Here is a 26,356-nt window from a genome sequence, read left to right on the forward strand (position 1 = left end):
GGGCCGTGGAGACGGCGCTGACCAGGCTGGTCGGGGTGCGCCACCCGATCGTGCAGACGGGCATGGGCTGGGTGGCGGGGCCCCGGCTGGTGTCGGCGGCGGCGCGGGCCGGAGCGTTGGGCATCCTGGCGTCGGCGACGATGACGCCGGAGCAGCTGCGGGCGGCGGTGCGCGAGGTCAGGTCCCGTACGGACGCCCCGTTCGGGGTCAATCTGCGGGCGGACGCGGGGGACGCGGCCGAACGGGTGCGGCTGATCGTCGAGGAGGGCGTGCGGGTCGCGTCGTTCGCGCTCGCGCCGTCGAAGGAGCTCGTCTCCCGACTGAAGGACGCGGGCGTGGTGGTGATCCCGTCGGTCGGGGCCCGCCGGCACGCCGAGAAGGTCGCGTCCTGGGGGGCCGACGCGGTGATCGTGCAGGGCGGCGAGGGCGGCGGGCACACCGGGGAGGTGGCGACGACGGTGCTGCTGCCGCAGGTGGTCGACGCCGTGGACATCCCGGTGGTCGCGGCGGGCGGCTTCCGCGACGGCCGCGGCCTGGTCGCGGCGCTGTCGTACGGGGCGGCGGGCATCGCGATGGGCACCCGCTTCCTGCTGACGTCCGACTCGACGGTGCCGGACCCGGTCAAGGCCCGCTACCTGGCGGCCGGGGTCAAGGACATCACCGTCACCACGGCCGTCGACGGGCTGCCGCACCGGATGCTGCGCACCGAGCTGGTCGCCGCCCTGGAGCGGTCGGGCCGGGCCGGGGCGCTGCTGCGGGCCGTGCGGCACGCGGCCGGGTTCCGGAGGCTGTCGGGCCTGTCCTGGTCGCGGATGGTGCGCGACGGGCTGGCGATGAGGCACGGCAAGGACCTGTCCTGGAGCCAGGTGCTGCTCGCCGCGAACACCCCCATGCTCCTCAGGGCGTCCATGGTCGAGGGCCGTACGGACCTCGGCGTCATGGCGTCGGGCCAGGTCGCCGGCGTGATCGAGGACCTGCCGTCGTGTGCGGAGCTCGTCGGCCGGGTCATGGCCGAGGCGGAGTCCGTGCTGGCCCGGCTGGAGCAGCTGCACGTCTCCGACACCCTGCCGCCGGCAGGGTGATCCCCCTTCTGTGCCACAGGAGTCGACACCGATGAGCCGTGCCCGAACCCGCCCCGCGACCGCGACCGTGGCCGCTGCCGCGGCGCTCGCCTGCGTCGCCGCCCTTACTGCGGCGGCCGTGCCCGCAGTCGCGCAGCAGCAGTCGCAGGTGGCTGCGGCCGGCGCCGGGGCCGCTGCGGAGACGATCCGTCAGATCCCCCTGCAGGGCGCGGTCAACGTCCGCGACCTGGGCGGCTACCGCACCTGGACGGGTGGCCAGGTCCGCCAGGGCCTGGTCTACCGCTCCGACGCGCTGAACCGGTTGACCCCCTCGGACGTCGGCACCGTCTCCGGGCTGGGTCTGGCGAGGGTCGTGGACTTCCGCATCCCGCTGGAGGTGCAGTACGACGGCGCCGACCGGTTGCCCGCCGGTCCGACGCCGGTCTCCCGCCCGGTCAGCGACCTCGGCCTGTTCGCCACGCTCGTCGGCGTGATCGGCAGCGGCGACCCGGCCCGGCAGGAGGAGGTCCTGGGCGGTGGCCGCGCCGAGGCCTACATGCGGGAGGTGTACCGCACGTTCGTGACCTCCCCGGAGAACCGGGCGCAGTTCGGGGCGACCCTGCGGGAGCTGGCGGAGGGCAGCGGGCCGCTGCTGTTCCACTGCACGTCGGGCAAGGACCGGACGGGGTGGCTGAGCTACGTGCTGCTGCGCGCCCTCGCGGTGCCGGAGGAGTCCGCGGAGCGGGACTACCTGGCGTCGAACACCTTCCGGGCCGCGTACGACGCCCGGCTGCGCGAGGCGCTCAAGCAGTCGGGTCGGATGCAGAACCCGGATCTGCTGATCCCGCTCCAGGAGGTCCGCGGCGGCTACCTGGACGCGGCGAACACCCAGCTGGAGGCGGACTACGGCGGCTTCTACGGCTATCTGACGGACGGACTGGGACTGGACCTGCGCACGCTGGCGAAACTCCAGTCCCGACTGGTCCGCTAGACCCGCTGGACCTTAGGACCCGGCGCCGGAGCGGCGGCCGCCGCCGGCCCCGCCCGCGCGACCCCCGCCGGAGCGGGCACCGCCGGAGCGTCCGCCGCCCTGGGGCGCGCCGGTGCGGCCCGCGCCGGTGCGGGGGCGGCGCGGCCGGCCCTCGCCGCCCGTGCCTGCGGCGGCTGCGGTGGCGGGAGCGCCCTGGGCGCCGCCCTGTCCGCCGCTGCGGCCGCGGCCGGAGCGGCGCCGGCCGCCGCCCGTACCGGAACCCGAACCGGAGCCGGAGCCCGACCCGGAGCGGCTGCCGCTCCGCGGCTTCGGCGGGGTGGGCTGCGGCACTTCCAGGACGACGGGGACGCCGGAGGGCACCTGGGCGCCGGTCAGCCGGGTCAGTTCCTCGTCGGAGGACTTGATCTGGGCGGTGCGCGGGGAGATCCCGGCGTCCGACATCAGGCGGGACATGTCCCGCTTCTGGTCGGGCAGCACCAGCGTCACGACGCTGCCGGACTCGCCGGCGCGGGCGGTGCGGCCGCCGCGGTGCAGGTAGTCCTTGTGGTCGGTGGGCGGGTCCACGTTGACGACGAGGTCGAGGTCGTCGATGTGGATGCCTCGGGCGGCCACGTTGGTCGCGATCAGCGCGGTGACCTCACCGGTCTTGAACCAGTCGAGGGTCCGGTTGCGCTGCGGCTGCGAGCGGCCGCCGTGCAGTCCGGAGGCGCGGACGCCCTCGGCGAGGAGCCGCTTGACCATCCGGTCGACGCCCCGCTTGGTGTCCACGAACATGATCACGCGGCCGTCGCGGGCGGCGATGCGGGTCGCCACGGCCCGCTTGTCGGTCTCGTCCATGACGTACAGGACGTGGTGCTCCATGGTGGTGACCGCGCCCGCCGACGGGTCGACGGAGTGGCCGACCGGGTCGTTCAGGAACATCTTGACGAGCTTGTCGATGTTCTTGTCGAGCGTGGCCGAGAACAGCAGCCGCTGGCCGTCGGGCTCGACGAGCTTCAGCAGGGCCGTGACCTGGGGCATGAAGCCCATGTCGGTCATCTGGTCGGCCTCGTCGAGGACGGTGATCGAGACCTGGTCGAGGACGGCGTCGCCGCGGTCTATCAGGTCCTTCAGGCGGCCGGGCGTGGCGACGAGCACCTCGGCGCCGCGGCGCAGGGCGCCCGCCTGCCGGTTGATGGACATGCCGCCGACGACGGTCGCGAGGCGCAGGTTCAGGGACGTGGCGTACGGGGCGAGGGCGTCGGTGACCTGCTGGGCGAGCTCGCGGGTCGGTACGAGGACCAGCGCGAGCGGCGCCTTGGGCTGCGCCCGGCGGCCGGCGGTGCGGGCGAGCAGGGCCAGGCCGAAGGCGAGGGTCTTGCCGGAGCCGGTGCGGCCGCGGCCGAGCAGGTCACGGCCGGCGAGGGAGTTCGGGAGGGTGGCGGCCTGGATCGGGAAGGGCTCGGTGACGCCCTGGGCGGCGAGGGTCTTCAGCAGCGCCTCGGGCAGGTCCATGTCCTCGAAGGCGGCGGCCGGCGGGAGGGCGGGCACGACCGGCTCGGGCATGGTGAATTCCTGGGGCCTGGGGACGACGGGCGCAGACTTCTGCCGTCCCGCGCCAGTCTTCGGACGTCCCTGGGCCGCATCTCGACCCCGGCTGGGGCGGCGGCTGGGACGTGCGGAGCTGGAGCTGGTCATGCGGGAAAGCCCTTCCTGAAACCGGCAGGTGCAACAGAGGTCGAGAGAGCACGCAAGCCGGGGCCCGCACCTCTCGGTGCGGGCCCCGGCGTGTGGAACGCGTCAGGCAGGCAGGATGTTCTCGGCCTGCGGGCCCTTCTGGCCCTGGGTGACGTCGAAGGACACGCGCTGACCCTCGGTGAGCTCACGGTAGCCCTGGGTGGCGATGTTCGAGTAGTGGGCGAAGACGTCCGGGCCGCCGCCGTCCTGCTCGATGAAGCCGAAGCCCTTTTCCGAGTTGAACCACTTCACGGTGCCGAGTGCCATGTTGAATCTCCCTGATCAGGCGGCAAGGGCCCCATCCGGCGATTCCGGCGAGAAAACAATAAAAGCGCCTGAGGAGAGATGTCCCGTCAGGCGCGCATAAAGTTCATGGGTACCACAACTGCAACGCCCCCTAAGCTAGCACACATCCCCGGCGCCGGAGCGGAGTCTCGACCGGAACCGGATCCGGAGCGGCCGCCGGGCCCGCCCGTCACAGGCGCTCGATGATGGTGACGTTGGCCTGACCTCCGCCCTCGCACATCGTCTGGAGGCCGAAGCGGCCGCCGGTGCGCTCCAGTTCGTGCAGGAGCGTGGTCATCAGCTTCGCTCCGGTCGCGCCCAGCGGATGGCCCAGGGCGATCGCGCCGCCGTTGACGTTGACCCGCTCGGGGTCGGCGCCGGTCTCCTTCAGCCAGGCCAGGACGACGGGGGCGAAGGCCTCGTTGATCTCCACGAGGTCGATGTCGTCGAGGGACATGCCGGTCTTCTTCAGGGCGTGGGCGGTGGCCGGGATGGGCGCGGACAGCATGCGGATGGGGTCCTCGCCGCGGACCGACAGGTGGTGGATGCGGGCCCGCGGCCGCAGGCCGTGCTCGGCGACGGCCCGTTCGGAGGCGATGAGCAGGGCCGCGGCCCCGTCGGAGACCTGGGAGGAGACGGCCGCGGTGATCGTGCCGCCCTCGACGACGGGCTTCAGGGCGGCCATCCGCTCCAGACCGGTGTCGCGGCGGGGGCCCTCGTCGTGCACGACGTCGCCGTGGGGGACGGTCTCGCGGTCGAAGCGGCCCTCGTCGATCGCGCGGACCGCCCGCCGGTGGGAGCGGAGCGCGTACTCCTCCATGTCCCGGCGGGTGATCCCCCACCTGCGGGCGATCAGCTCGGCGCCGTGGAACTGGTTGACGGGCGCGTCGCCGTAGCGGGCCCGCCAGCCGGCGCTGCCCGCGTACGGGCCCTCGGTCAGGCCGAGCGGTTCGGCCGCCTGCCGGGAGGCGAAGGCGATGGGGATCATCGACATGTTCTGGGTGCCGCCGGCGACCACCAGGTCCTGCGTCCCGGAGAGCACGCCCTGGGCCGCGAAGTGGACGGCCTGCTGCGAGGACCCGCACTGGCGGTCCACGGTGACGCCCGGCACCTCCTGGGGCAGTCCGGCCGCGAGCCAGGCCGTCCGGGCGATGTCGCCGGCCTGCGGCCCGACGGTGTCCAGGCAGCCGAAGACGACGTCGTCCACGGCGGCCGGGTCGATCCCGGTGCGCTCGACGAGGGCGGTGAGGACGTGGGCGCCCAGGTCGGCCGGGTGGATCGCGCTGAGCCCTCCCCCGCGCCGCCCCACGGGGGTGCGTACGGCGTCGATGACGTAGGCCTCGGGCATGGCGGCTCCTCGGGTCGTGGCCCGCGCGGGTCGCGGGTCAGCTGCGCTGGGAGATGCCGTCCAGGACCATCGACAGGTACTGGCGGGCGATCTCCTCGGGGCTGTGCTGTCCTCCCGGCCGGTACCAGGACGCCGCCACCCACACCGTGTCGCGGACGAAGCGGTAGGTGAGGCGGACGTCGAGGTCGGCCCGGAAGACGCGGGCGGCGACCCCGCGTTCCAGCGTCCCCAGCCAGGCCTTCTCGAACTTGGCCTGCGATGCGGCGAGGTAGTGGAAGCGGGGCTGGTCGGTGAGGTGGCGCGCCTCCTTCTGGTAGATCGCGACGGCGGCGCGGTGCCGGTCGATCTCGCGGAAGGACTCGGTGACGAGGGCCTCGATGGTCTCCCGGGGGCCGAGCCGGGCGGCGAGGACGGCGTCGTAGCCCTCCCACAGCTCGTTCAGGAAGGTGGAGAGGATCTCGTCGAGCATCGATTCCTTGGAATCGAAGTGGTAGTAGAGGCTGCCGGCGAGCATGCCGGCGGCATCGGCGATCTTGCGGACGGTGGTGGCGTTGTAGCCCTGGGCGGCGAACACCTCGGCGGCGGTGTCGAGGAGTTCGCGGCGGCGCTCGGGAGTCGCGGCCACCTGGGCCTTCTTCTTGTTCGTCGTCTCGTTCGTTGGCACGCGCCCATTCTCGGCCCAGTGCTGCTGCGGCTAGGCCCGCTGGCTGCTGACCGACACGGTCTCGCCGGTCATGTACGAGGAGTAGCCGCTGGCCAGGAACACGATGACGTTGGCGACCTCCCAGGGCTCGGCGTACCTGCCGAAGGCCTCGCGGGCCGTCAGCTCGCGCAGCAGTTCCTCGCTGGTGACCTTGGCCAGGTGCGGGTGCATGGCGAGGCTGGGGGCGACGGCGTTGACCCGTACGCCGAACGCGGCCGCCTCCAGGGCGGCGCAGCGGGTCAGGGCCATCACCCCGGCCTTGGCGGCGGCGTAGTGGGCCTGGCCGGCCTGGGCGCGCCAGCCGATGACGGAGGCGTTGTTGACGATGGTGCCGCCGCCGTGCGGGGGCGGGGCGGTGCGGGCCTCGGCGGCGGCCCTGAAGGAGCGCAGGGCGGCGCGGGTGCAGCGGAAGGTGCCGTTCAGGGTGACGTCGAGGACGCGGCCCCACTGGTCGTCGGTCATGTCGACGAGGGCGGCGGTGCCGCCGAGGCCGGCGTTGTTGACGACGACGTCGAGGTGGCCGTGGGTGCGTTCGGCGTGTGCGAAGAGGGCCTGGACCTGGGCCTCGTCGGTGACGTCGCAGGGCAGGGCGGTGACCCGGTCCGGTCCGAACTCGGCGGCGAGCGCCTCCTCGGTCTCCTTCAGGCGGCGGGCGTGGGCGTCGCCGAGGACGACGCGGGCGCCTTCCTGGAGGAAGCGGCGGGCGGTGGCCCCGCCGATGCCGGCTCCGGCGGCGGCGGTGACGACGGCGCTGCGGCCGTCGAGCAGCCCGTGCCCGGGCACGGGGACGGGCGCGGCGGGGGGCGTTGGCCCTGGCGGTGCGGGGGTGTTCACGTCGGTGCCTCCTCGGCGCCTGCGCCTGCGCCCGCGCCGGGGTCCGCGTCCGTACGGCCGGCTGCGGTTCCGGTGGCGGCGCCCTCGACTCCGGTCACACCCCCACGCTAACCTACCAAACACTTGTTAGGGAAGCGGGGAGGCGAGCGCCTGATGGACCTGACCCATCCGCCGGAGGTGGAGGCCTTCCGGGCCGAGGCCCGGGACTGGCTCGCCCGCCACGTCCCCGCCTCCCCGCTGCCCTCCCTGGAGACCGCGGAGGGCTTCGCCGCCCACCGCGCCTGGGAGGCGCGGCTGCACGCGGACCGCTGGTCGGTGGTGTCCTGGCCCGAGGAGTACGGGGGCCGGGGCGCGGACATCGAGCGGTGGCTGGTCTTCGAGGAGGAGTACTGGGCCGCGGGCGCGCCCGGCCGGGTCTCGCAGAACGGCATCAGCCTGCTCGCGCCCACCCTCTTCGACCACGGGACCGAGGAGCAGCGGGCCCGGGTGCTGCCGTCCATGGCGGGTGGGGAGGTGGTCTGGGCGCAGGCGTGGTCCGAGCCGGAGGCCGGCTCCGACCTGGCCGCGCTGACCTCGAAGGCGGTGCGGACGGACGGCGGCTGGCTGCTGTCCGGCCAGAAGACCTGGTCCTCGCGGGCCGCGTTCGCCGACCGGGCCTTCGGGATCTTCCGTTCCGACCCGGAGGCGGCCCGACCGCACCACGGCCTGACGTACCTGATGTTCGACCTGCGGGCGCCGGGCGTGACGGTCCGGCCGATCGGGCGCCTCGACGGCAAGCCCGCCTTCGCCGAGCTCTTCCTCGACGGGGTCTTCGTACCGGACGAGGACGTGATCGGGGAGCCCGGGCAGGGCTGGCGGATCGCGATGTCCACCACCGGGAACGAGCGGGGGCTGACCCTGCGCTCCCCCGGACGGTTCCTGGCCGCGGCGGACCGGCTGGCCGCGCTGTGGCGGGCGGCCGGTGGCGGGCCGGGGGGCGCCGCGCTGGCGGACCGGGTGGCGGACGCCCTGGCCGGGGCCCGCGCCTACGAGCTGTTCACCTGGAAGAACGCCTCGCGGTTCGCGGCGGGCGAGGCGATCGGCGCCGAGTCCAGCCTCAACAAGGTGTTCTGGAGCGAGTACGACATCGCCCTGCACGAGACGGCGCTGGACCTGCTCGGCCCGGACGGCGAACTGGCCGACGGGGAGTGGGCCGAGCCGTGGGTGTTCTCCCTGGCCGGCCCCCTCTACGCGGGCACCAACGAGATCCAGCGCGACATCATCGCCGAGCGGCTGCTCGGCCTCCCGAAGGGCCGCCGCTGATGCGCTTCCTGCCGACCGGGGAACAGTCGGAGTTCGCCCGTACGCTGCGCCGGCTGCTCGGCGCCTCGGACCTGCCGGCGGCGGTCCGCGCCTGGCAGGCCGGTGACACCGGGCCGGGCCTGGGGGTGTGGCGGAAGCTGGCCGGCACGGGGCTGTTCGCGCTGCCCGTCCCCGAGGCGTACGACGGGCTGGGCCCGCTCCCGGTGGAACTGGCCGCGGGCTTCGTGGAACTGGGCCGGGCCTGCGTGCCGGGGCCGCTGGTGGAGACGGCGACCGCGTCGGTGCTGCTCGCGGCGCTGGGCGCGCAGGGGACGGGCGGGGCCGCTGATGCGGCGGAGGCGACCGGGGCGGCCGAGGTGTCGAAGCGCTTCCTCCCGGCCCTGGCCGCGGGCGCCGCCCGGGCCACGGTCGTGCTGCCGGGCGGCGGACCGTACGCGCTGGACGCGGACACCGCGGACCTCCGTTTCACAGTCTCGGCCGACGGGGAGCTCCGGCTGGCCGCGGCACCGGATGCCGGGGCGGTACGGGTCTCCACGGACCCGGCGCGACGGCTGGCCGCGCTGCCGCCGGGCGGCGAACTGCTGGCTTCCGGGCCCGCGGTGCTCGCGGCGGCGGCCACCGCGCTGCGCTGGGCGCGGCTGCTGACGGCCGCACAGTGCGTCGGGCTGGGCGGGGCGCTGCTGGCGCGGACGGTGGAGTACGCGAAGCAGCGCAGCCAGTTCGGCACGCCGATCGGTGGCTTCCAGGCGGTGAAGCACCGGCTGGCGGACGTACTGATCCGTCTGGAGTTCGCCGAGCCGGTGCTCTGGGCGGGCGCCCTGGCCCTGGCGGACGACACGCCCCGCGGGACGGGCGCGGGCGGCGGCGGGGCGGGGGCCGGCCGGAGTGCGGTCGACGACGTCGCCGCGGCGAAGCTCATGGCCGGGGAGGCGGCGTACGCCGCGGCCCGGGCCGCGCTGCAGCTGCACGGCGCCGTCGGCTACACCGAGGAGCTGGACCTCTCGCTGTGGCTGCGCAAGGCCCGCCCCCTGCGGGACGCGTGGGGCACCCCGCAGGACTGCCGGGCGGCGCTCGTGGCTCGGGCGCCCGGTCAGGCGGCCAGGTTCAGCTGCCAGGAGACGCCGAACCGGTCGTTGACCCAGCCGAAGCGGGCGCTGAACCCGTAGTCGCCCACGGGCATCAGCTCGGCGCCCTGCTCGGCGAGGGCCTCGTAGAGGCGGTCGAGTTCGTCCTCGGAGTCGCACTGGACGAAGAGCGAGACCGCCGGCGTGAAGCCGAACTGGTGTTTGACGTAGCTGTCGATGCACATGAACTGCTGCCCGGCGAGCGAGAACGTGGCGTACTGCACGCTGCCCTCCGGGCCGGGGCCCCCGGCGCCGTAGCGGGTGATGTCGAGGACCTCGGCGTCGTCGAAGAGCGAGGTGTAGAAGGCCATGGCCTCCTCCGCCCTGCCCTCGAACATCAGGAACGTGGTGATCTTCTGGGGTGCCGAGGCCATCGTCGCGTCTGCCTTCCCGGGTGGGGTGGGAGCCTTCCGGGGCCGAGGTTAGGGCACGCCCGTGACACCGGCCCGGCGGCTCACGGGGCCCTGCCCGCCCTCCGGGTCAGAGTTCGGCGCAGGGCGGCAGCGGCTCCGGCGGCGCGCCCGCGGGTTCGTTCATCCGTACGCGCCAGCCGTCCTCGCCGCCGGCGCCGTCGAGGCGGACGTGGAGCACCTTGGTCCGGCCCGTGCCGGGGAAGCGGAGCACCACCGTCTGGCGGGCGTCGCCGGGGTCGCAGAAGACCGCCGTGGCCTTCCCCGCGGCTTCCCCGCCGAACTCGGCGATCCAGCGGCGCGCCGTGTCCGCCCGTTGCTGCGGCGGAGCGTCGCCGGTGGCGAGGGCCTCCAGCCGGTCCGGGGAGCCGTCGGCGATCCGCCAGACGACCTGCTGGACGAGGCGCAGCGATCCAGCGGACGGATAGCCCTCCACCCGCAGCGGGGCGTGGCGGTCGAAGTCCTCGGCGTAGCGGACGTCGGCCCCGGCGGAGGCGCCGCCGAAGGGCGCGCACGCGGCCAGGGCGGCGCAGCACAGCACGGGCAGGGCGGCGGCACGCGCGGCACGCGCGACACGGGTGAGGCGGGTGACGCGGGTGAGCAGCGGTGTCGGGCCGGGCATCGGTATCGGTCTCATACGCGGGCCACGGCGACGGTGGTGACGTAGCACTCCTCGACCGTGCCGTCCGGGAAGAGCGGGCCCAGCAGGTCCCGTTCGGCGTCCAGGAACCCGCGGGTGCGGTCGGGGCCGAGGACGAGGAACGCCGAATGGCTGGCCAGGTTGGCGAGGTGCGCGTCGAGGGGGATCCGGCGCGACCACCGCACGGCGCGGGTGGTGAACGCCGGCTCGGCGGGCAGCAGCCGGGGCGGGGTGACGTCCACGCGGAAGAAGCCGCGGATCCGGGCCTCCTGTTCGGCGATCCAGTCGACGGCGGTGTCCGGGTCGTTCCACCACAGCGCGAGCGCGCCGCCGGGGCGGAGCACGCGCCGGGCCTCGGGGACGGCCCGGACGGGGTCGGTCCAGTGCCAGGCCTGGGCGTAGGTGAGCAGGTCGAACGCGGAGCCGGCGAGGGGCAGGCGGTTGCCGTCGCCGCGGACGAGGGGGAGGTGCGGGTGGGCCCGCCGGAACTCGGCGGCCATGCCGTCGCCCGGCTCGACGGCGAGGACGCGCGCGCCGCGGGCGTGCAGCAGGGCGGTGGAGATGCCGGTCCCCGCGCCGATGTCGGCCACCCGGGCCCCGCGCAGCGGCCGCCCGGCGAGTTCCTCGACGGCGTCGAACAGCCCGGCGGGGTAGCCGGGCCGGTGCGCGGCGTACAGCGGGGCGGCACGGTCGAAGGACCGGGCCCGCGCCCGCGGGTGCAGCTCGGGGGCGGGCCCGCCGCCGGGGCCGGGGGTGGGGGTGGGGGTGGGGTCCGACCCGGGGGTGGATCCGGAGGTGGATCCGGGGGTGGCCTCGGAGCCGGGCGCGGGCTCGGGGGTGGGCGTCATGCGGGCATTCTTTTCGATCTCCCGGGCCGCCCGCCAGCCGGAGCCGGCGGGCCGGTGGCCTCAGGCGCGCCGCCGCCGCGGGCGCGGCCTGCGCACGTACCGGCGCAGGGTGGCGACCTGGACGAGGAGCAGCGCCGCGGCCGCCAGCCCGGCCGCGATCGCCGGCGGGTCCGGCAGCCCCGGGGCCCGGGAGGCGAGCTCGACGACGCCCACGGCGGCGAGCGCGACCGCGAAGCGCGGGGTGAACTCGGCGTCGGTGCCGTGCAGTACGCCCGAGCCGACGACGAAGACGGCCAGCAGCACCGGGATCCACGGCGCCGACCCGCGCAGCAGCAGCACGGCACCGTACTCCACCGCCAGGAGGACCAGGGTGCGCAGCAACATCGACCACATCGACATGCACACATCATGCCTGCGTCCCGCCCTCACGAGCACGGGAGCACGGGCCCGGGAGCACGGGCCCGGGAGCACGGGCACGGGGCTCGGCGGGTCGCCGGTACCGGCACCGCGGCGCCACCCCCCTGCCGTACCCTCGGCCCATGACGGCCAGCGCGATCGACCTCCGCAAGATCGAAGAGACCGCCCCGGCCCTGGTGAGCCTCTACAAGAGCGCCGGGACCGCACTGCGCGAGCACGGGCTGGAGGGCCGCCGCGCCTCCGTCTACCTGGTCCTCGACTACTCGGGATCGATGCGCCCGTACTACCGCGACGGCACCGTGCAGGCGCTCGCCGACCGGGTGCTCGGCCTGTCGGCGCACCTGGACGACGACGGCCGCGTCCCCGTGGTGTTCTTCTCCACCGGCGTCGACGCCGTCGAGGAGATCCCGCTCGCCGGACACGCCGGCCGCGTCGCCGAGATCGCCTCCCGCCTCGGCCACATGGGCAAGACCTCGTACGACGCGGCGATGGACGCGGTCATCGACCACTACCTGGACTCGGGATCGACGCATCCCGCCCTGGTCGTCTTCCAGACGGACGGCGGCCCCGTCAGCCGGCTCGCCGCCGAGAAGTACCTCTGCAAGGCGGCCGGGATGCCGCTCTTCTGGCAGTTCGTGGGCTTCGGCGACACCCACAGCAAGCAGTTCGACTTCCTGCGCCGCCTCGACGAACTGCCCGTGCCGGCCCGTCGGGTGGTCGACAACGCGGGCTACTTCCACGCCGGCCCCGACCCCCGTGCGGTCCCGGACCGGGAGCTGTACGACCGGCTCGTCGGCGAGTTCCCGGCCTGGCTGGCGGCGGCCCGGGCGGCGGGTATCGTGCGCGCCTGACCTGCGACGGCCCGTGCCGCGCGCTTTGATGGACGTATGACGACGAACAACTGGGCAGCGTTCGAAAAACAGGAACCGGAATTCGCGGCCACCGTCCGGGCCCGCTTCGCGCAGTACCCCCACCACGTCCTCGGCACCCTGCGCAAGGACGGCTCCCCGCGGCTGACCGGTCTGAACGTCGACATCCGCGGCGGGGAGCTGTGGCTCGGCATGATGCAGGGCTCCATGAAGGCCCGCGACCTCCAGCGCGACCCGCGGTTCGCCCTGCACAGCAACCCGGGCGAGGGCGAGGCCATGCCCGACGGGGACGTGCGGATCTCCGGGCGCGCGATCGAGCAGCTGGACCCGCCCGAGCTGCACCGGTACGCCGAGGAGACGCAGACCCCGCACCCGTTCCACCTGTTCCACACCGACCTGACGGAGGTCGTCCACATCGGCGTCGAGGGCGACGAGCTGGTGATCCGCACCTGGACCCCGCAGCGCGGGCTGCACACCTTCCGCCGGGGCGATGACGACGAACCGCCGCGCGAGGACCCGGCGTAGGAAGCCGGTCCCGCGCGGCGCCGGGCCGGATACGGCGGGCGGTGCGCACCCCCACGGCGCACCGCCCGCCCGGACCCCCGGCTGGCAGCCCCCGCCCCGGCCGGGGGCCGGTCAGCAGGACTTGGCGTCCGGCGGCGGGACGAACACGGTGTCCAGGACCCGCTCGTCGGCGAAGTCGACCGAGGTCCACTTCAGCGAGGTCGAGCCACTGCGGAAGCTGAGCTCGTCCGGCAGCTCGTCGGCGGTGATGTCCGTGCCGACGTACACGACGGACAGCGTGCCGGAGCAGTTCTGTGCGCCGGGCGGCCGGCTGTCGGGGGCCGTGCCGTCCTGCGGGCCCACGTTCACGGTGAGCGTGGCGATCGGCGCGTACCTGAACGAGTACTGGGCCGAGCCCGAGGTGGCGCGCTTCACGTCCACCCGGAAGTGGCCCAGCCGCACCGGGACCGGCGCGCAGGGCCGCCGGGCCGCCTCCGCGAAGAGGTGCACGCCGCTGTCGGTGGCGAACACGGCCATGGGCAGCCCGGGTTCGCGGTTCTTCAGGTGCTTGAGGTAGTCGCGCCGTTCCGTCTCGCCCATGCTCGCCGTGGGCACGCACGACGGGGTCGGGGCCGGCGGGGACGTGGGCGTCGGCGTCGGCAGGGCGGCCGGCGGGGACGACGACGGGGGCCTGGAAGCGAACGGATCGGACAGGGAGGTCCTGGAGGCCCCCGAGCCCGCGCACCCCGCGAGCGCGAGCGCAGGGACGGCCAGTAAGGGAACGACGAGCACACGGATTCGGCGCAATGCGGCCTCCTCGTCAGGCGCAGCCGGTGTCCTTCCGATGCTGGCACCCGGCCCTGCGCAGCGGCATCCGTAGAACCGCTTACGTATCCCGCCCGTCCGTTGCGGGTACCGGAAGTCCTGGGGGGAGGGTCACCATGACGGACAGGTTTCCACTGGTCGGCCGGGGGGCCGAACTGGAGCGGCTGGAGGCGGTGCTCGACGGGCGCGGAGGCCGGCCGGGGGTCGTCGACCTGACGGGTGCGGCGGGGATCGGCAAGAGCCGGCTGCTGACCGAGTTGTGCGAACGGGCCGCCGACCGCGGGACGGCGGTGCTGCGCGGCCGGGCCACCGAGTACGAACGGCACATTCCGTTCCGGCTGTTCACCGACGCCTTCGCCGACCTGGACCCGGAGCTGCTGCACGGCCTGGACCCGCAGTCTCCGGCGGCTCCGGTCCTGTACGGGGTCGGGACGGGCGGGACGGGCGGGACGGGCGGGACGGGCGGGACGGGGGGTGGGGCTGTCGGGGCGGCCGGAGCGGTCGGGACCGGGCCCGCGGACCGGTTCGCCGCGCACCGCGCCACCGCCCGGCTGCTCGCCGAGCTGGCCGGGCGCGGCGGGACCGGCCTGCTCATCGCCCTCGACGACCTGCACTGGGCCGACCCGGCCTCGCTGGAGCTCCTCGACCACCTCGTACGGCATCCGCTGCGCGCGCCCGTCGTGATCATCGTGGCCCGGCGGGACCGGCAGACCTCGCCCTCCCTCACGGCCGCGCTCACCCGGGGCATCGACGCCGGGGCCGTGCTGCGCCTGGACCTCGGCCCCCTCGCCGAGGACACCTGCCTGGAGCACCTCGCCGCCGGGCTGCCGCCCGACCGGGCCGCCCGGCTGTACGCGGCCAGCGAGGGCAACCCGCTGTACTTCCTGACCCTGCTCCAGGGACAGTCCGCCAGCGCGGTCCCGGCCGGCGGACTCGCCACCCTGCTCCTCGACGAGCTGACCCCGCTGACCGCCGCGCAGCGCCGCACCGCCGAGGCGGTCGCCGTCCTCGGCGACCACAGCACGCCGCCGCTGCTGGCCCTGACCACGGCGGCCCCCGACCTCGCCGGGCTCCACGCGGACCTGAGCGCGCTGGCCCGCCGGGACCTGCTGCGCCCCGGGCCGGACGGGATGTGGTCGCTGCGGCATCCGGTGCTGCGGGCCGTGGTCCACGAGAACACCGAACACCACAGGCGCGCCGGGATGCACCGGCGGGCCGCCGCCGCGCTGGCCGGCGCCGGCGCGGCCGCGTCCGTACGGGCGCACCACGTGGAGCGGGCGCTGACCGGCTGGGACCCGGACCTGGCCGACGTCCTGCTGGAGGCGGCCGGGCAGTCCGAGACCACCGCCCCCGCGAGCAGCGCGCACTGGCTGGGGGTGGTGCTGCGGGCCATGCCCGACACGCCCCCGTACACCGCGCGCCGGCGGGAACTGCTGCTGAAGCGGGCGCGGGCGCTGAGCGTGTGCGGGAACCTGCGCGAGAGCCGGGACCTGCTGCACGAGGTGATCGCCGCGATACCGGCGGACGGCGGCGGCGCCGGGGCCGGATCCGCCGGCGGGGACGACGGGGAAGGCGGGGAAGGCGGGGAAGGCGGGGAAGGCGGGGAAGGCGCCGTGATGCGGGCGGCCGCGGTCACCCTGTGCGCGTCGATGGAGCGACACCTCGGCCAGTACCGGGCCTCGGTTGCCCTCCTGCGCCGGGAGTTGTCCAGGCGGCCCGCCCCCGGGCCCGCCGAGGCGGTCGCCCTCGGCCTGGAACTGGGCTCCTCCGCACCGCACGCCTCGGCGTACCGGGACGTCCGGGCGGAGCTGCTGCGCACGTACGAGCTGGCCCGGACCCTCGGCGACGAGCCGGCCGCCGCGGGCGCGCTGGCGATCTCGGCGCTCGGGGAGGCGTACGACGGGAACCTGCCCGCGGCCCGGGAGTACACCGACCGCGCCGGGGCCTGCGTGGACGCCCTCACCGACCGCGACCTCGCGGACTCGTGCGAGCCGCTGGCCCGGCTCGGCTGGGCCGAGTTCTACCTGGAGCGGTACGAGGACGCCGAACGGCACGCCGACCGGGGCGTGGCCATCGCCCGGCGGGGCGGGCCGCTGCACCTGCTGCCCCACCTGCTGCTGTGCAAGGCGATCGTCCACATGCACTCCTGCCGGTTGGGCCCGGCCCTGGAGCTGGTGGACGAGGCCGAGAGCATCGCCCGCGGCATCGGCAGCGACGAGTTGGTGGCGCTGGTCCTGGCGAACAAGGCCCAGGTGCTGATCGCCGCGCAGCCGCCCGGCGACGGCGTGGCACTGGCCGTCGCCGAGGAGGCGGTCGCCGCGCTCGGACCGCGGACCAGCTGGTGGGCGTCCCTGGCGTGGTGCGTGATGAGCTACGCCGCCCTGCACGCCGGGGACGCGCCGCGCGCCCGGTCGGCGATCCTGCGGGCGGGCGGCCCGGACCTGGCGGGGCTGCAGCCGTCGATGCGGCCGCTGTTCCTGGAGGTCCTGGTCACCGCGGCCGTGGTCACCGGCGATCTGGCAGACGCCGAGCAGTGGGCGCGGCGGGCCCGGCGCGAGGCGGAGCAGCTGGGCCTGCCCGTCCAACGGGCGTCGGCGCTGCGGAGCGAGGGCCAGGTGCTGGCCGCGCAGGGGGCTGTGGCCGCGGCGGCCCGGCGGTACGCCCGGGCCGCGGAGGAGGCCTCCCGCTCCGGCGCGGCCCTGTGGGAGGCCCAGTCCCTGCTCCTCGGGGCGTCCCTGACGGCCGAGTCGGGCAGGGCCGACGCGGCGGAACGCATGTGGCGGCGCGGCCACCGCCTGGCCGAAACGGGCGGCGCCCAGCTCCTGACGGGCCTGGCGGACCTGTTACGACCGGCGCGCCAGCCGGCGCCACTGGCACCGACCGCCCCGGGCCTGCCGAGGGTATCGGGCCTGCCGGGCCTGACACGACGGGAGCAGGAGATCGCGTCCCTGGTGGCCGAGGGCCTCACCACCCCGGCCATCGCGGCGCGCCTGTACCTCAGCCCGCGCACGGTGGACACCCACCTCTCCCACATCTTCCGCAAGACGGGCGTCACGAGCCGCTCGGCCCTCGCCGCGCTCACGGCCCGCACAACGGGTGTTGTCAGTGGCAGCACGTAACGTGGAGCGCCTCGGGCTCGACCGGCCCGACGACTCCAAGGGGGAGAAATGAAGCACACGTTGACGGGCCGCAAGGCCGTTGCGGCGGCGGCGCTGGCCTCGGCACTGGCGTTGACCGCCGGGGCGGGCCAGGCCTCGGCACAGGACGAACTCATCGGCTACCCGGGCCCCGACGGGCTGATCTGGGTACAGGAGCAGCAGGGTTCCGGCGGCTTCGTCTCGGGCGGCCTCGCCGCCTGGCTGGACACGTACACCACGTTCGCCTGCGAGGGCGGCGGCAGCATCGAGGTGACCTTCCGCCTCGATGAGCACCCGGACCGCAACCCGGCCCCCTTCACGCTGGCCTGCCCGGCCGGCAACCCGGCCCGCGTCACGGTCCCCCTCGGCACCGGCCTCCACGGCGGCTTCCAGGCCTCGGTGACGGCCTCGTCCCCGTCCACGCGCTGGGGCGCAACGGTGGTCCAGCCGGAGTAACGGGAGGGAGGACGGGGCGGATGCCGAGCCGGGCCGGGCCGGCATCCGCCCGCGAGCAGCCACCGTCCAACCGTCCGCCCTAGGCCCGCGGCGCCCAGGTCGCCACCGACGCCTGGACGGACGAGGCTGCGGCAGCGGGCCGTCGGGGAAGCCAGCGGATCACCCGCGCCGGGGAGACATCCGCACCTGCCGCTGTTGCCGCACCGCACTGCTCGGCCTGCCGGACGGCAGCCCGGTCGTGGTCCGCCGAAGGATCATCGAACTCGACGGTGAGCCGATCGAGTTGACCGACACCCACTATCCCGCGGACGTCGCCGCGGGCACCCCTCTGGCCGGGACCGCCAAGATCCGCGGCGGCGCTGTGAGCCTTCTGGCGGCGTCGGGGCACGTCGGTGTACGGGTCGTCGAGAACGTGACAGCGCGGATGCCGGGCGGTGAGGAGCGCGAGCACCTGCGCCTCGGCGCTGCCGAACCGGTGCTCCAGCTCGCCCGCACCACCTACGACTCGGCGGACCGCGCGATCCAGGCGGATGTGGTGGTCATGCCCGCCGGACGGCAGCAACTGCGGTACGAGATCAGGATCGGATGACCGTGCTCCCTCCCGATGACGAAGGGATCGATCACCGGCCCCTGCACGTTCGCATCGCCGCCGACCTCCGTGAGGAGATCATGAACGGCGACCTCGCGGCGGGGGCCAAGTCGCCGTCGACGGCACGGCTGAAGGCCCGCTTCGACGCTTCCAACGCGACGATCCAGAAGTCCGTCCAGCTCCTCAAGGACGAAGGCCTGGCCGTCGGGCGCGCGGGCGCGGCGGTGACCGTGCGGGAAAGCCGGCAACGGACCGTACGCCCGGCGGGCTCCCTCACCCCTGCGGCGGCCGGGGCCGCCTACCCGTGGCTCGCCGAGGCGGCGGACCGGCAGTCGGCGAGCGCTCACAGCACGCTGTTGTCGGTCGACGAGGTTCCCGTCATCGGTGACGTCGCGACGGCCCTCGGCCTGCCCGGGGGCAGCCCGGCGGTGCGCCGGCGACAGCTGATCAGCATGGACGGTGAGCCCGCGGGGCTGGTGAGTTCTTCCTACCCGCCGGACATCGCCAGGAACACCCCCCTGGCCGGAGCTCGTCGGATCCGCTGCGGCACTCCGACCCTGCTGGCCGAGCCCGGGTTCCCTCCGCGCCGCAGCGTGGACCGGGTCTCGGCCCGGGTCGCGACGCAGGAGCAGTACGCGGCGCTGCGGCTTCCCGGTGAGTTGCCGGTGCTGCGCACGCTCCGCACGGTGTACGCAGACGGTGACCGGCCGGTGGAGGTCACGGTCATGGTGAAGGCCGGGCACCTCTACGAGCTCCGGTACGAATTCGCACCCGGGGTCTGACCCCACAACACACCGCACACCGCGCCACGGCGCCCGCCGTCCCTGGTCGGGGAAGGTGGCGGGCGCCGTGTCGAGTTCCGTACGCCGTTGTACGGCCCGTGTGAGGGGCCTCCCGCGCCAGCGGGAGGAGTACTGCAGGTAGGTCCGTCAGACCGCCAGGGCGCGGTCCGTCGGCTTCACCGGGTACGGGAGGGTGCTGCTGCCCGTCAGGTAGCGGTCCACGCCGCGGGCCGCGGAGCGGCCCTCGGCGATGGCCCACACGATGAGGGACTGGCCGCGGCCGGCGTCGCCGGCGACGAAGACGCCGTCGACGTTGGTGGCGTAGGCGGCGTCGCGGGCGACGTTGCCCCGCTCGTCCAGCGCGAGGCCGAACTGCTCGACCAGGCCGTTGGACCGGTCGGTGCCGGTGAAGCCCATGGCGAGGGTGACGAGCTGGGCGGGGATGCGGCGCTCGGTGCCCTCGCGCTGAACCAGCTTGCCGTCGACGAAGTCGACCTCGACCAGGTGGAGGGCCTGGACGTTGCCGTCCTCGTCGCCTTCGAAGTGGGTGGTGGAGACGGAGTAGACCCGCTCGCCGCCCTCCTCGTGGGCCGAGGTGACCTTGTAGAGCATGGGGAAGGTCGGCCACGGCTGGGAGACCGCGTTCCGCTCCTCGTTGGGGCGGGGCATGATCTCCAGCTGGGTGACCGAGAGGGCACCCTGGCGGTGGGCGGTGCCGACGCAGTCGGCGCCGGTGTCACCGCCGCCGATCACGACGACGTGCTTGCCCTCGGCCGTGATGGGCGGGGCGACGAAGTCGCCCTCCTGGACCTTGTTGGAGAGCGGCAGGTACTCCATGGCGAAGTGGACGCCGTTCAGCTCCCGGCCGGGGACCGGCAGGTCGCGGGAGACGGTGGCGCCGGCCGCGACGACGACGGCGTCGAACCGCTTGCGCAGGTCGGTGGCGGTGATGTCCCGGCCGACCTCGACGCCGGTGCGGAACTTGGTGCCCTCCGCGCGCATCTGCTCGATGCGGCGGTTGATGTGCACCTTCTCCATCTTGAACTCGGGGATGCCGTAGCGCAGCAGGCCGCCGATGCGGTCGGCGCGCTCGTACACGACGACGGTGTGGCCGGCGCGGGTGAGCTGCTGGGCCGCGGCGAGGCCGGCCGGGCCGGAGCCGATGACGGCGGCGGTCTTGCCGGAGAGGCGTTCGGGGGCCTGGGGGGCGACGCCGCCGTTGTCCCACGCCTTGTCGATGATGGAGACCTCGACGTTCTTGATGGTGACGGCCGGCTGGTTGATGCCGAGCACGCACGCCGACTCGCACGGGGCGGGGCACAGGCGGCCCGTGAACTCCGGGAAGTTGTTGGTGGCGTGCAGGCGCTCCGACGCGGCCGCCCAGTCCTCGCGGTAGGCGTAGTCGTTCCACTCGGGGATCAGGTTCCCCAGCGGGCAGCCGTTGTGGCAGAACGGGATGCCGCAGTCCATGCAGCGGCCGGCCTGCTCGCTGATGATGGGGAGCAGGGAGCCGCGGACGTAGACCTCGTTCCAGTCCCGCAGCCGCTCCTCGACGGGGCGGGAGCAGGCGGTCTGCCGGGTGGTGGTGAGGAAGCCCTTCGGGTCAGCCATGGGTCGCCGCCTCCATCATCTTCTCGGTGGTCTCGGACTCCGAGAGTCCGGCCCGCTCAGCGGCGTCCTTGGCGGCGAGCACTGCCTTGTACGTGGTCGGGATGATCTTGCTGAAGCGGGCCGCCGAGGCGGGCCAGTCAGCGAGGAGCTTCGCGGCGACGGTCGAGCCGGTCTCCTCCTCGTGGCGGCGCACCACATCGTGCAGCCACTGCGCGTCCTCGTCGGAGAGGGCTTCGACGGCCCCCGCGTTACCGGCGTTGACCTGGTGGGGGTCGAGGTCGATGACGTACGCGACGCCGCCGGACATGCCGGCCGCGAAGTTGCGGCCGGTCTCGCCGAGGACGACGGCGGTGCCGCCGGTCATGTACTCGCAGCCGTGGTCGCCCACGCCTTCCGAGACGACCAGGGCGCCGGAGTTGCGGACGCAGAACCGTTCGCCGGTGCGGCCGCGCAGGAACATCTCGCCGCCGGTGGCGCCGTAGCCGATGGTGTTGCCGGCGATGGTGCTGTATTCGGCGAGGTGGTCGGCGGCGCGGTCCGGGCGGACGACGATGCGGCCGCCGGAGAGGCCCTTGCCGACGTAGTCGTTGGCGTCGCCCTCCAGGCGGAGGGTGATGCCGCTCGGCAGGAAGGCGCCGAAGGACTGGCCGGCGGAGCCGGTGAAGGTGAGGTCGATGGTGTCGGCGGGCAGGCCCGCGCCGCCGAACTTCTTGGTGACCTCGTGGCCGAGCATGGTGCCGACGGTGCGGTTGATGTTGCGGATGGCGACCTGGGCGCGGACGGGCTGGGCCTCCTCGGCGGTGGCCGCGTTCAGGGCGTCGGCGGCGAGCTCGATGAGCTCGTTGTCGAGGGCCTTCTCCAGGCCGTGGTCCTGCGGGACCAGGGCGTGGCGGACGGCACCCTCAGGCAGGTCCGGCACGTGGAAGAGCGGCTCCAGGTCCAGGCCCTGCGCCTTCCAGTGGGTGACGGCCTCGGTGGTGTCGAGCAGTTCGGCGCGGCCGACGGCCTCCTCGATGGAGCGGAAGCCCAGCTCGGCGAGGAGCTCGCGGACCTCTTCGGCGATGAACTCGAAGAAGTTGACGACGAATTCGGGCTTGCCGGCGAAGCGGTCGCGCAGGACCGGGTTCTGGGTGGCGATGCCGACCGGGCAGGTGTCGAGGTGGCAGACGCGCATCATGACGCAGCCGGAGACGACGAGCGGGGCGGTGGCGAAGCCGAACTCCTCGGCGCCCAGCAGGGCGGCGATGACGACGTCGCGGCCGGTCTTGAGCTGGCCGTCGGTCTGGACGACGATCCGGTCGCGCAGCCCGTTGAGCAGCAGGGTCTGCTGGGTTTCGGCGAGGCCGAGCTCCCAGGGGCCGCCCGCGTGCTTGAGCGAGGTGAGCGGGGACGCGCCGGTGCCGCCGTCGTGGCCGGAGATGAGGACGACGTCCGCGTGGGCCTTGGAGACGCCCGCGGCGACCGTTCCGACGCCGACCTCGGAGACCAGCTTCACGTGGACGCGGGCGGCCGGGTTGGCGTTCTTCAGGTCGTGGATGAGCTGGGCGAGGTCCTCGATGGAGTAGATGTCGTGGTGCGGCGGCGGGGAGATCAGGCCGACGCCCGGGGTGGAGTGCCGGGTCTTGGCGACCCACGGGTACACCTTGTGGCCGGGCAGCTGGCCGCCCTCGCCGGGCTTGGCGCCCTGGGCCATCTTGATCTGGATGTCGTCGGCGTTGACCAGGTACTCGCTGGTGACGCCGAAGCGGCCGGAGGCGACCTGCTTGATCGACGAGCGGCGCGCCGGGTCGTAGAGGCGATCCGGGTCCTCGCCGCCCTCGCCGGTGTTGGACTTGCCGCCCAGCTGGTTCATGGCGATGGCGAGGGTCTCGTGCGCCTCGCGGGAGATGGAGCCGTACGACATGGCGCCGGTGGAGAAGCGCTTGACGATCTCGGAGACGGGCTCGACCTCGTCGACGGGGATCGACGGCCGGTCGGTCTTGATGGCGAAGAGGCCGCGGAGCGTCATGAGGCGCTCGGACTGCTCGTTCACCCGGTCGGTGTACTTCTTGAAGATGTCGTACCGGCGGTTGCGGGTGGCGTGCTGGAGGCGGAAGACCGTCTCCGGGTCGAACAGGTGCGGCTCGCCCTCGCGGCGCCACTGGTACTCGCCGCCGATCTCCAGCGCGCGGTGCGCGGGGGCGATCCCGGAGGCGGGGTAGGCCTTGGCGTGGCGGGCGGCGACCTCCTTGGCGATGACGTCGAGGCCGGCGCCGCCGATCTTGGTGGCGGTGCCCTGGAAGTACGTCTCGACGAACTGCTCGTCGAGGCCGACGGCCTCGAAGACCTGGGCGCCGCGGTAGGAGGCGACGGTGGAGATGCCCATCTTGGACATGACCTTCAGGACGCCCTTGCCGAGGGCGTAGATCAGGTTCCGGATGGCCTTCTCGGGCTCGATGCCCTCGATGAAGGTGCCGTCGCGCAGCAGGTCCTCGACGGACTCCATGGCGAGGTACGGGTTGACGGCGGCGGCGCCGTAGCCGATGAGCAGGGCGACGTGGTGGACCTCGCGGACGTCACCGGCCTCGACGAGCAGGCCCACCTGGGTGCGCTGCTTGGTGGCGATGAGGTGGTGGTGCACCGCGGCGGTGAGCAGCAGCGACGGGATCGGCGCGTGCTCGGCGTCGGAGTGCCGGTCCGAGAGGACGATGAGGCGGGCGCCGCCCGCGATGGCGGCGTCGGCCTCGGCGCGGATCTCGGCGATCCGGGCGGCGAGGGCGTCGGCGCCGCCGGAGACCCGGTAGAGGCCCGAGAGGGTGGCGGCCTTCATGCCGGGCATGTCGCCGTCGGCGTTGATGTGGATGAGCTTGGCCAGCTCGTCGTTGTCGATCACCGGGAAGGGGAGCGTCACGCTGCGGCAGGACGCGGCGGTGGGCTCCAGCAGGTTGCCCTGCGGGCCGAGGGAGGACACGAGCGAGGTGACGAGCTCCTCGCGGATGGCGTCCAGCGGCGGGTTGGTGACCTGCGCGAAGAGCTGGGTGAAGTAGTCGAAGAGGAGCCGGGGGCGCTCGGAGAGGGCCGCGATCGGGGAGTCGGTGCCCATGGAGCCGATCGGCTCGGCTCCGGCGCGGGCCATCGGCGCGAGGATGACGCGGAGCTCTTCCTCGGTGTAGCCGAAGGTCTGCTGGCGGCGGGTGACCGAGGCGTGGGTGTGGACGACGTGCTCGCGCTCGGGCAGGTCGGTGAGTTCGATCTCGCCGGACTCCAGCCATTCGGCGTACGGGGCGGCGGTGGCCAGCTCGGCCTTGATCTCGTCGTCCTCGATGATCCGATTCTGGGCGGTGTCGACGAGGAACATCCTGCCGGGCTGGAGGCGGCCCTTGCGGACGACCTTGGCGGGGTCGATGTCGAGGACGCCGACCTCGGAGGAGAGCACGACGAGGCCCTCGTCGGTGACCCAGTAGCGGCCGGGGCGCAGACCGTTGCGGTCGAGGACCGCGCCGACCTGGGTGCCGTCAGTGAAGGTGACGCAGGCCGGGCCGTCCCAGGGCTCCATCATCGTGGAGTGGTACTGGTAGAAGGCGCGGCGGGCCGGGTCCATGGAGGTGTGGTTCTCCCAGGCCTCCGGGATCATCATCAGCACGGCGTGCGGCAGCGAGCGGCCGCCGAGGTGCAGGAGCTCCAGGACCTCGTCGAAGGAGGCGGAGTCGGAGGCGTCCGGGGTGCAGATAGGGAAGATCCGGTCGAGGGCGCCCTGACCGAAGGCCTCGGTGGCGAGCTGGGACTCGCGGGCCCGCATCCAGTTCCGGTTGCCCTTGACCGTGTTGATCTCGCCGTTGTGGGCGACGAACCGGTACGGGTGTGCGAGCGGCCAGGACGGGAAGGTGTTGGTGGAGAACCGGGAGTGGACCAGGGCGAGCGCCGAGGCGAAGCGGCGGTCGGAGAGGTCCGGGAAGAAGGGCTCCAGCTGGCCGGTGGTCAGCATGCCCTTGTAGACGATGGTGCGGGCGGACAGCGAGGGGAAGTAGACCCCGGCCTCGCGTTCGGCGCGCTTGCGCAGCACGAAGGCCTTGCGGTCCAGGGCGATCCCGGTGGTCTCGCCGTCGGTGACGAAGAGCTGCGAGAAGGCCGGCATGGTGGCGCGGGCGCCGTTGCCGAGCAGGTCGGGGGTGACCGGGACCTCGCGCCAGCCGAGGACGGTGAGGTCCTCTTCGGCGGCGACGGCCTCGATCTGCTCCACGGCGACGGCCCGTGCGGCGGCGTCGGCGGGGAGGAAGGCGATGCCGACGGCGTACGCGCCGGCGGCGGGGAGCGGGAATCCGGCGGCCTCGCGCAGGAAGGCGTCCGGGACCTGGCAGAGGATGCCGGCTCCGTCGCCCGAGTCCGGCTCGGAGCCGGTGGCGCCGCGGTGCTCGAGGTTCCGCAGTACGGTCAGCGCTTGTTCGACCAGCGCGTGGCCGGCCTCGCCGCTGAGGTTGGCCACGAAGCCGACGCCGCAGGCGTCGTGCTCGTTGCGCGGGTCGTACATGCCCTGTCGGGCGGGGCGACCGTCCATGTGCGACCAGGCGGTGTTGCTGAGGCCGGTCGCGGAGTGCGTGGATGCGGAACGCATCGGCTCTCCCGTCGTCGTCGTGGCATTGGTGCATAGCCGAGGGACGACGTTGGCCCTCTGCGAAATTTCGTGCAGGTTACATGATGGCCGGTATCCCGGGAAGCGGATATCGGCGTTTCACCATGCGGACACCGCACGGGGCAGAGATGGTGTGCACAAGGGTCTGGCACGGGGTGTGGCGTTGCAGGTCAGAGTGGATCGCGGCGTGTGCCGCGGCACGACGCTGGGCGGGGGTCCGGCGCAGGCATCTGGGCATCATTGCCCTGCGCGCCCGGCTCTGTGATGCCCGGCGGACACGGACTTGAAACCGCCGGGTAACGGACTACTTATGTTGCGCTCTGCATAGTGTCTCATTCGTTGTGCGGTCAGCCTATGGCTGCGCCGATCCAGGTTCCCAGGATGTACGTCACACCCGCGGCCGCGCCACCCAGCAGGAGCTGCCGCAGGCCGCTGTACCACCAGGACCGGGCGGTGACCTTGGAGACGACGGCCCCGCAGGCGAAGAGCCCGACCAGGGCGAGCAGCACCGCGGGCCACAGGGCGGTGGCGCCGAGCAGGTAGGGCAGGACGGGGAGCAGCGCGCCCAGGGCGAAGGAGCCGAACGAGGAGGCCGCGGCCACCAGCGGCGACGGCAGGTCGTCGGGGTCGATCCCGAGCTCCTCGCGGGCGTGGATCTCCAGGGCCTGCTCGGGGTCGCGGGACAGCTGCATGGCGACCTCGCGGGCGAGGGCGGGGGTGACGCCGCGCGAGACGTACAGCTCGGCCAGCTCCTCCATCTCGTCGACGGGGTGCTTGCGCAACTGCTGGCGCTCGACGTCGAGTTCGGCGAGGACCAGCTCGCGCTGCGAGGCGACGGAGGTGTACTCGCCGGCGGCCATCGAGAAGGCGCCGGCCGCGAGACCGGCCAGTCCGGTGATGACGACGGTGTGCGGGGCGACGGCACCGCCGGCCACGCCGGTCATCAGGGCGAGGTTGGAGACGAGGCCGTCCATGGCACCGAACACGGCCGGCCGCAGCCAGCCGCCGTTGACGTCCCGGTGGGTGTGGTTGTCCCGGTGGGCCGTGTGCAGCGGTGCTTCGATGTCGATGATGGACATGCGTTGTATCTCCCCTTTTGTCCGTACGGCGGGCACACGGGAGCCCTGGCACGCTCCGCCCCCCTCAACACCTCGAAACTACGCACGATTTCTGTTGCCCGCCAGCAAGGAAGGCCGTACTTACCTGGGCATTTGGGGGTCGGCGACCGGGTGACGACGGTACGGGCGGGGTGTTTCGCGACGACCGACAAACCGTATGTCATGACACAAATCCCC

The 26,356-nt window shown here is 73.8% G+C and carries 22 protein-coding genes and 1 pseudogene; 10 read left to right on the forward strand and 13 right to left on the reverse strand.

Annotation, left to right across the window (positions count from 1 at the left end):
- The first annotated feature begins 5 nt into the window (after window positions 1–5).
- Window positions 6–1,082: an NAD(P)H-dependent flavin oxidoreductase gene (locus ACZ4VL_RS22065; protein ID WP_468202451.1), complete on the forward strand. Its 1,077-nt coding sequence runs from the start codon at window positions 6–8 to the stop codon at window positions 1,080–1,082.
- Between the two features lie 31 nt (window positions 1,083–1,113).
- Window positions 1,114–2,052 carry a tyrosine-protein phosphatase gene (locus tag ACZ4VL_RS22070; RefSeq protein WP_468202453.1) on the forward strand — a complete coding sequence of 313 codons (939 nt, stop codon included), beginning with the start codon at window positions 1,114–1,116 and terminating at the stop codon, window positions 2,050–2,052.
- 12 nt (window positions 2,053–2,064) lie between these two features.
- Here the strand turns inward: ACZ4VL_RS22070 and ACZ4VL_RS22075 are convergent, their stop codons facing one another.
- From ACZ4VL_RS22075 to ACZ4VL_RS22095, 5 genes are all read right to left on the reverse strand, one after another.
- On the reverse strand, window positions 2,065–3,729 hold the full coding sequence (locus ACZ4VL_RS22075; RefSeq protein ID WP_468202456.1) for a DEAD/DEAH box helicase: 1,665 nt from the start codon (window positions 3,727–3,729) through the stop codon (window positions 2,065–2,067).
- A 102-nt stretch (window positions 3,730–3,831) separates the two neighbouring features.
- Window positions 3,832–4,035 (reverse strand): cold-shock protein, encoded by a 204-nt coding sequence (locus ACZ4VL_RS22080; RefSeq protein ID WP_179176509.1) that lies wholly within the window; start codon window positions 4,033–4,035, stop codon window positions 3,832–3,834.
- A 208-nt stretch (window positions 4,036–4,243) separates the two neighbouring features.
- Window positions 4,244–5,401 (reverse strand): acetyl-CoA C-acetyltransferase, encoded by a 1,158-nt coding sequence (locus ACZ4VL_RS22085; RefSeq protein ID WP_468202458.1) that lies wholly within the window; start codon window positions 5,399–5,401, stop codon window positions 4,244–4,246.
- A gap of 37 nt (window positions 5,402–5,438) precedes the next feature.
- Window positions 5,439–6,065 carry a TetR/AcrR family transcriptional regulator gene (locus ACZ4VL_RS22090; protein ID WP_468202461.1) on the reverse strand — a complete coding sequence of 209 codons (627 nt, stop codon included), beginning with the start codon at window positions 6,063–6,065 and terminating at the stop codon, window positions 5,439–5,441.
- A 30-nt stretch (window positions 6,066–6,095) separates the two neighbouring features.
- On the reverse strand, window positions 6,096–6,938 hold the full coding sequence (locus ACZ4VL_RS22095; RefSeq protein WP_468202464.1) for an SDR family oxidoreductase: 843 nt from the start codon (window positions 6,936–6,938) through the stop codon (window positions 6,096–6,098).
- Between the two features lie 153 nt (window positions 6,939–7,091).
- Here ACZ4VL_RS22095 and ACZ4VL_RS22100 point away from each other — a divergent pair, with 153 nt between their 5' ends.
- Together ACZ4VL_RS22100 and ACZ4VL_RS22105 are read left to right on the forward strand one after the other, a co-directional pair.
- Window positions 7,092–8,240 (forward strand): acyl-CoA dehydrogenase family protein, encoded by a 1,149-nt coding sequence (locus tag ACZ4VL_RS22100; protein ID WP_468202467.1) that lies wholly within the window; start codon window positions 7,092–7,094, stop codon window positions 8,238–8,240.
- Complete coding sequence (locus ACZ4VL_RS22105) at window positions 8,240–9,406, forward strand: acyl-CoA dehydrogenase family protein (RefSeq protein WP_468202469.1); 1,167 nt, start codon at window positions 8,240–8,242, stop codon at window positions 9,404–9,406. The genes ACZ4VL_RS22100 and ACZ4VL_RS22105 overlap by 1 nt, the downstream gene beginning before the upstream one ends.
- On the opposite strand, the gene ACZ4VL_RS22110 is transcribed toward ACZ4VL_RS22105, so the two are convergent.
- From ACZ4VL_RS22110 to ACZ4VL_RS22125, 4 genes are all read right to left on the reverse strand, one after another.
- Entirely contained in the window at window positions 9,331–9,738 is a 408-nt protein-coding gene (locus ACZ4VL_RS22110; protein WP_468202472.1) for a VOC family protein, read from the reverse strand. The genes ACZ4VL_RS22105 and ACZ4VL_RS22110 overlap by 76 nt on opposite strands.
- A gap of 106 nt (window positions 9,739–9,844) precedes the next feature.
- Window positions 9,845–10,396 carry a hypothetical protein gene (locus tag ACZ4VL_RS22115; protein ID WP_468202475.1) on the reverse strand — a complete coding sequence of 184 codons (552 nt, stop codon included), beginning with the start codon at window positions 10,394–10,396 and terminating at the stop codon, window positions 9,845–9,847.
- 11 nt (window positions 10,397–10,407) lie between these two features.
- Window positions 10,408–11,262 carry a class I SAM-dependent methyltransferase gene (locus ACZ4VL_RS22120; protein WP_468202478.1) on the reverse strand — a complete coding sequence of 285 codons (855 nt, stop codon included), beginning with the start codon at window positions 11,260–11,262 and terminating at the stop codon, window positions 10,408–10,410.
- A 60-nt stretch (window positions 11,263–11,322) separates the two neighbouring features.
- Window positions 11,323–11,661, reverse strand: a complete 339-nt coding sequence (locus tag ACZ4VL_RS22125) for a hypothetical protein (RefSeq protein WP_468202481.1) — start codon at window positions 11,659–11,661, stop codon at window positions 11,323–11,325.
- Window positions 11,662–11,801: 140 nt separating this feature from the next.
- On the opposite strand from ACZ4VL_RS22125, the gene ACZ4VL_RS22130 reads away from it, so the two are divergent.
- Window positions 11,802–12,530 carry a VWA domain-containing protein gene (locus ACZ4VL_RS22130; protein ID WP_468202483.1) on the forward strand — a complete coding sequence of 243 codons (729 nt, stop codon included), beginning with the start codon at window positions 11,802–11,804 and terminating at the stop codon, window positions 12,528–12,530.
- 36 nt (window positions 12,531–12,566) lie between these two features.
- Window positions 12,567–13,073, forward strand: coding sequence for a pyridoxamine 5'-phosphate oxidase family protein (locus ACZ4VL_RS22135; protein WP_468202486.1), 507 nt, complete (start codon window positions 12,567–12,569; stop codon window positions 13,071–13,073).
- A gap of 111 nt (window positions 13,074–13,184) precedes the next feature.
- On the opposite strand, the gene ACZ4VL_RS22140 is transcribed toward ACZ4VL_RS22135, so the two are convergent.
- Window positions 13,185–13,667, reverse strand: coding sequence for a hypothetical protein (locus ACZ4VL_RS22140; protein WP_468202490.1), 483 nt, complete (start codon window positions 13,665–13,667; stop codon window positions 13,185–13,187).
- A 326-nt stretch (window positions 13,668–13,993) separates the two neighbouring features.
- Here ACZ4VL_RS22140 and ACZ4VL_RS22145 point away from each other — a divergent pair, with 326 nt between their 5' ends.
- The 4 genes and pseudogenes from ACZ4VL_RS22145 (at window position 13,994) to ACZ4VL_RS22160 (ending at window position 18,841) form a co-directional block, all read left to right on the forward strand.
- Entirely contained in the window at window positions 13,994–16,996 is a 3,003-nt protein-coding gene (locus ACZ4VL_RS22145) for a helix-turn-helix transcriptional regulator (RefSeq protein ID WP_468202492.1), read from the forward strand.
- Between the two features lie 48 nt (window positions 16,997–17,044).
- Window positions 17,045–17,470, forward strand: coding sequence for a hypothetical protein (locus tag ACZ4VL_RS22150; protein WP_468202494.1), 426 nt, complete (start codon window positions 17,045–17,047; stop codon window positions 17,468–17,470).
- A gap of 107 nt (window positions 17,471–17,577) precedes the next feature.
- Window positions 17,578–18,059 (forward strand): annotated as a pseudogene (locus ACZ4VL_RS22155) (GntR family transcriptional regulator); the annotation flags it as partial.
- Window positions 18,056–18,841: a GntR family transcriptional regulator gene (locus ACZ4VL_RS22160; RefSeq protein ID WP_468202496.1), complete on the forward strand. Its 786-nt coding sequence runs from the start codon at window positions 18,056–18,058 to the stop codon at window positions 18,839–18,841. The pseudogene ACZ4VL_RS22155 and the gene ACZ4VL_RS22160, both read left to right, overlap by 4 nt.
- A 147-nt stretch (window positions 18,842–18,988) precedes the next feature.
- On the opposite strand, the gene ACZ4VL_RS22165 is transcribed toward ACZ4VL_RS22160, so the two are convergent.
- From ACZ4VL_RS22165 to ACZ4VL_RS22175, 3 genes are all read right to left on the reverse strand, one after another.
- Window positions 18,989–20,452: a glutamate synthase subunit beta gene (locus ACZ4VL_RS22165; protein WP_468202498.1), complete on the reverse strand. Its 1,464-nt coding sequence runs from the start codon at window positions 20,450–20,452 to the stop codon at window positions 18,989–18,991.
- Window positions 20,445–24,986: a glutamate synthase large subunit gene (gene gltB / locus ACZ4VL_RS22170; RefSeq protein ID WP_468202529.1), complete on the reverse strand. Its 4,542-nt coding sequence runs from the start codon at window positions 24,984–24,986 to the stop codon at window positions 20,445–20,447. Before gltB ends, ACZ4VL_RS22165 begins: the two co-directional genes overlap by 8 nt.
- A gap of 422 nt (window positions 24,987–25,408) precedes the next feature.
- Window positions 25,409–26,140, reverse strand: coding sequence for a VIT1/CCC1 transporter family protein (locus tag ACZ4VL_RS22175; RefSeq protein ID WP_404241729.1), 732 nt, complete (start codon window positions 26,138–26,140; stop codon window positions 25,409–25,411).
- Window positions 26,141–26,356: the final 216 nt, after the last annotated feature.

Source organism: Streptomyces sp. NPDC029014 (genome assembly GCF_055564695.1).

Coding starts and splice junctions, on each gene's coding strand:
- ACZ4VL_RS22070 (WP_468202453.1), top strand. CDS start 1,114: ATGAGCCGTGCCCGAACCCGCCCCGCGACCGCGACCGTGGCCGCTGCC.
- ACZ4VL_RS22075 (WP_468202456.1), bottom strand. CDS start 3,729: ATGACCAGCTCCAGCTCCGCACGTCCCAGCCGCCGCCCCAGCCGGGGT.
- ACZ4VL_RS22080 (WP_179176509.1), bottom strand. CDS start 4,035: ATGGCACTCGGCACCGTGAAGTGGTTCAACTCGGAAAAGGGCTTCGGC.
- ACZ4VL_RS22085 (WP_468202458.1), bottom strand. CDS start 5,401: ATGCCCGAGGCCTACGTCATCGACGCCGTACGCACCCCCGTGGGGCGG.
- ACZ4VL_RS22100 (WP_468202467.1), top strand. CDS start 7,092: ATGGACCTGACCCATCCGCCGGAGGTGGAGGCCTTCCGGGCCGAGGCC.
- ACZ4VL_RS22105 (WP_468202469.1), top strand. CDS start 8,240: ATGCGCTTCCTGCCGACCGGGGAACAGTCGGAGTTCGCCCGTACGCTG.
- ACZ4VL_RS22110 (WP_468202472.1), bottom strand. CDS start 9,738: ATGGCCTCGGCACCCCAGAAGATCACCACGTTCCTGATGTTCGAGGGC.
- ACZ4VL_RS22115 (WP_468202475.1), bottom strand. CDS start 10,396: ATGCCCGGCCCGACACCGCTGCTCACCCGCGTCACCCGCCTCACCCGT.
- ACZ4VL_RS22120 (WP_468202478.1), bottom strand. CDS start 11,262: ATGACGCCCACCCCCGAGCCCGCGCCCGGCTCCGAGGCCACCCCCGGA.
- ACZ4VL_RS22125 (WP_468202481.1), bottom strand. CDS start 11,661: ATGTCGATGTGGTCGATGTTGCTGCGCACCCTGGTCCTCCTGGCGGTG.
- ACZ4VL_RS22130 (WP_468202483.1), top strand. CDS start 11,802: ATGACGGCCAGCGCGATCGACCTCCGCAAGATCGAAGAGACCGCCCCG.
- ACZ4VL_RS22135 (WP_468202486.1), top strand. CDS start 12,567: ATGACGACGAACAACTGGGCAGCGTTCGAAAAACAGGAACCGGAATTC.
- ACZ4VL_RS22145 (WP_468202492.1), top strand. CDS start 13,994: ATGACGGACAGGTTTCCACTGGTCGGCCGGGGGGCCGAACTGGAGCGG.
- ACZ4VL_RS22150 (WP_468202494.1), top strand. CDS start 17,045: ATGAAGCACACGTTGACGGGCCGCAAGGCCGTTGCGGCGGCGGCGCTG.
- ACZ4VL_RS22160 (WP_468202496.1), top strand. CDS start 18,056: ATGACCGTGCTCCCTCCCGATGACGAAGGGATCGATCACCGGCCCCTG.
- ACZ4VL_RS22165 (WP_468202498.1), bottom strand. CDS start 20,452: ATGGCTGACCCGAAGGGCTTCCTCACCACCACCCGGCAGACCGCCTGC.
- gltB (WP_468202529.1), bottom strand. CDS start 24,986: ATGGACGGTCGCCCCGCCCGACAGGGCATGTACGACCCGCGCAACGAG.
- ACZ4VL_RS22175 (WP_404241729.1), bottom strand. CDS start 26,140: ATGTCCATCATCGACATCGAAGCACCGCTGCACACGGCCCACCGGGAC.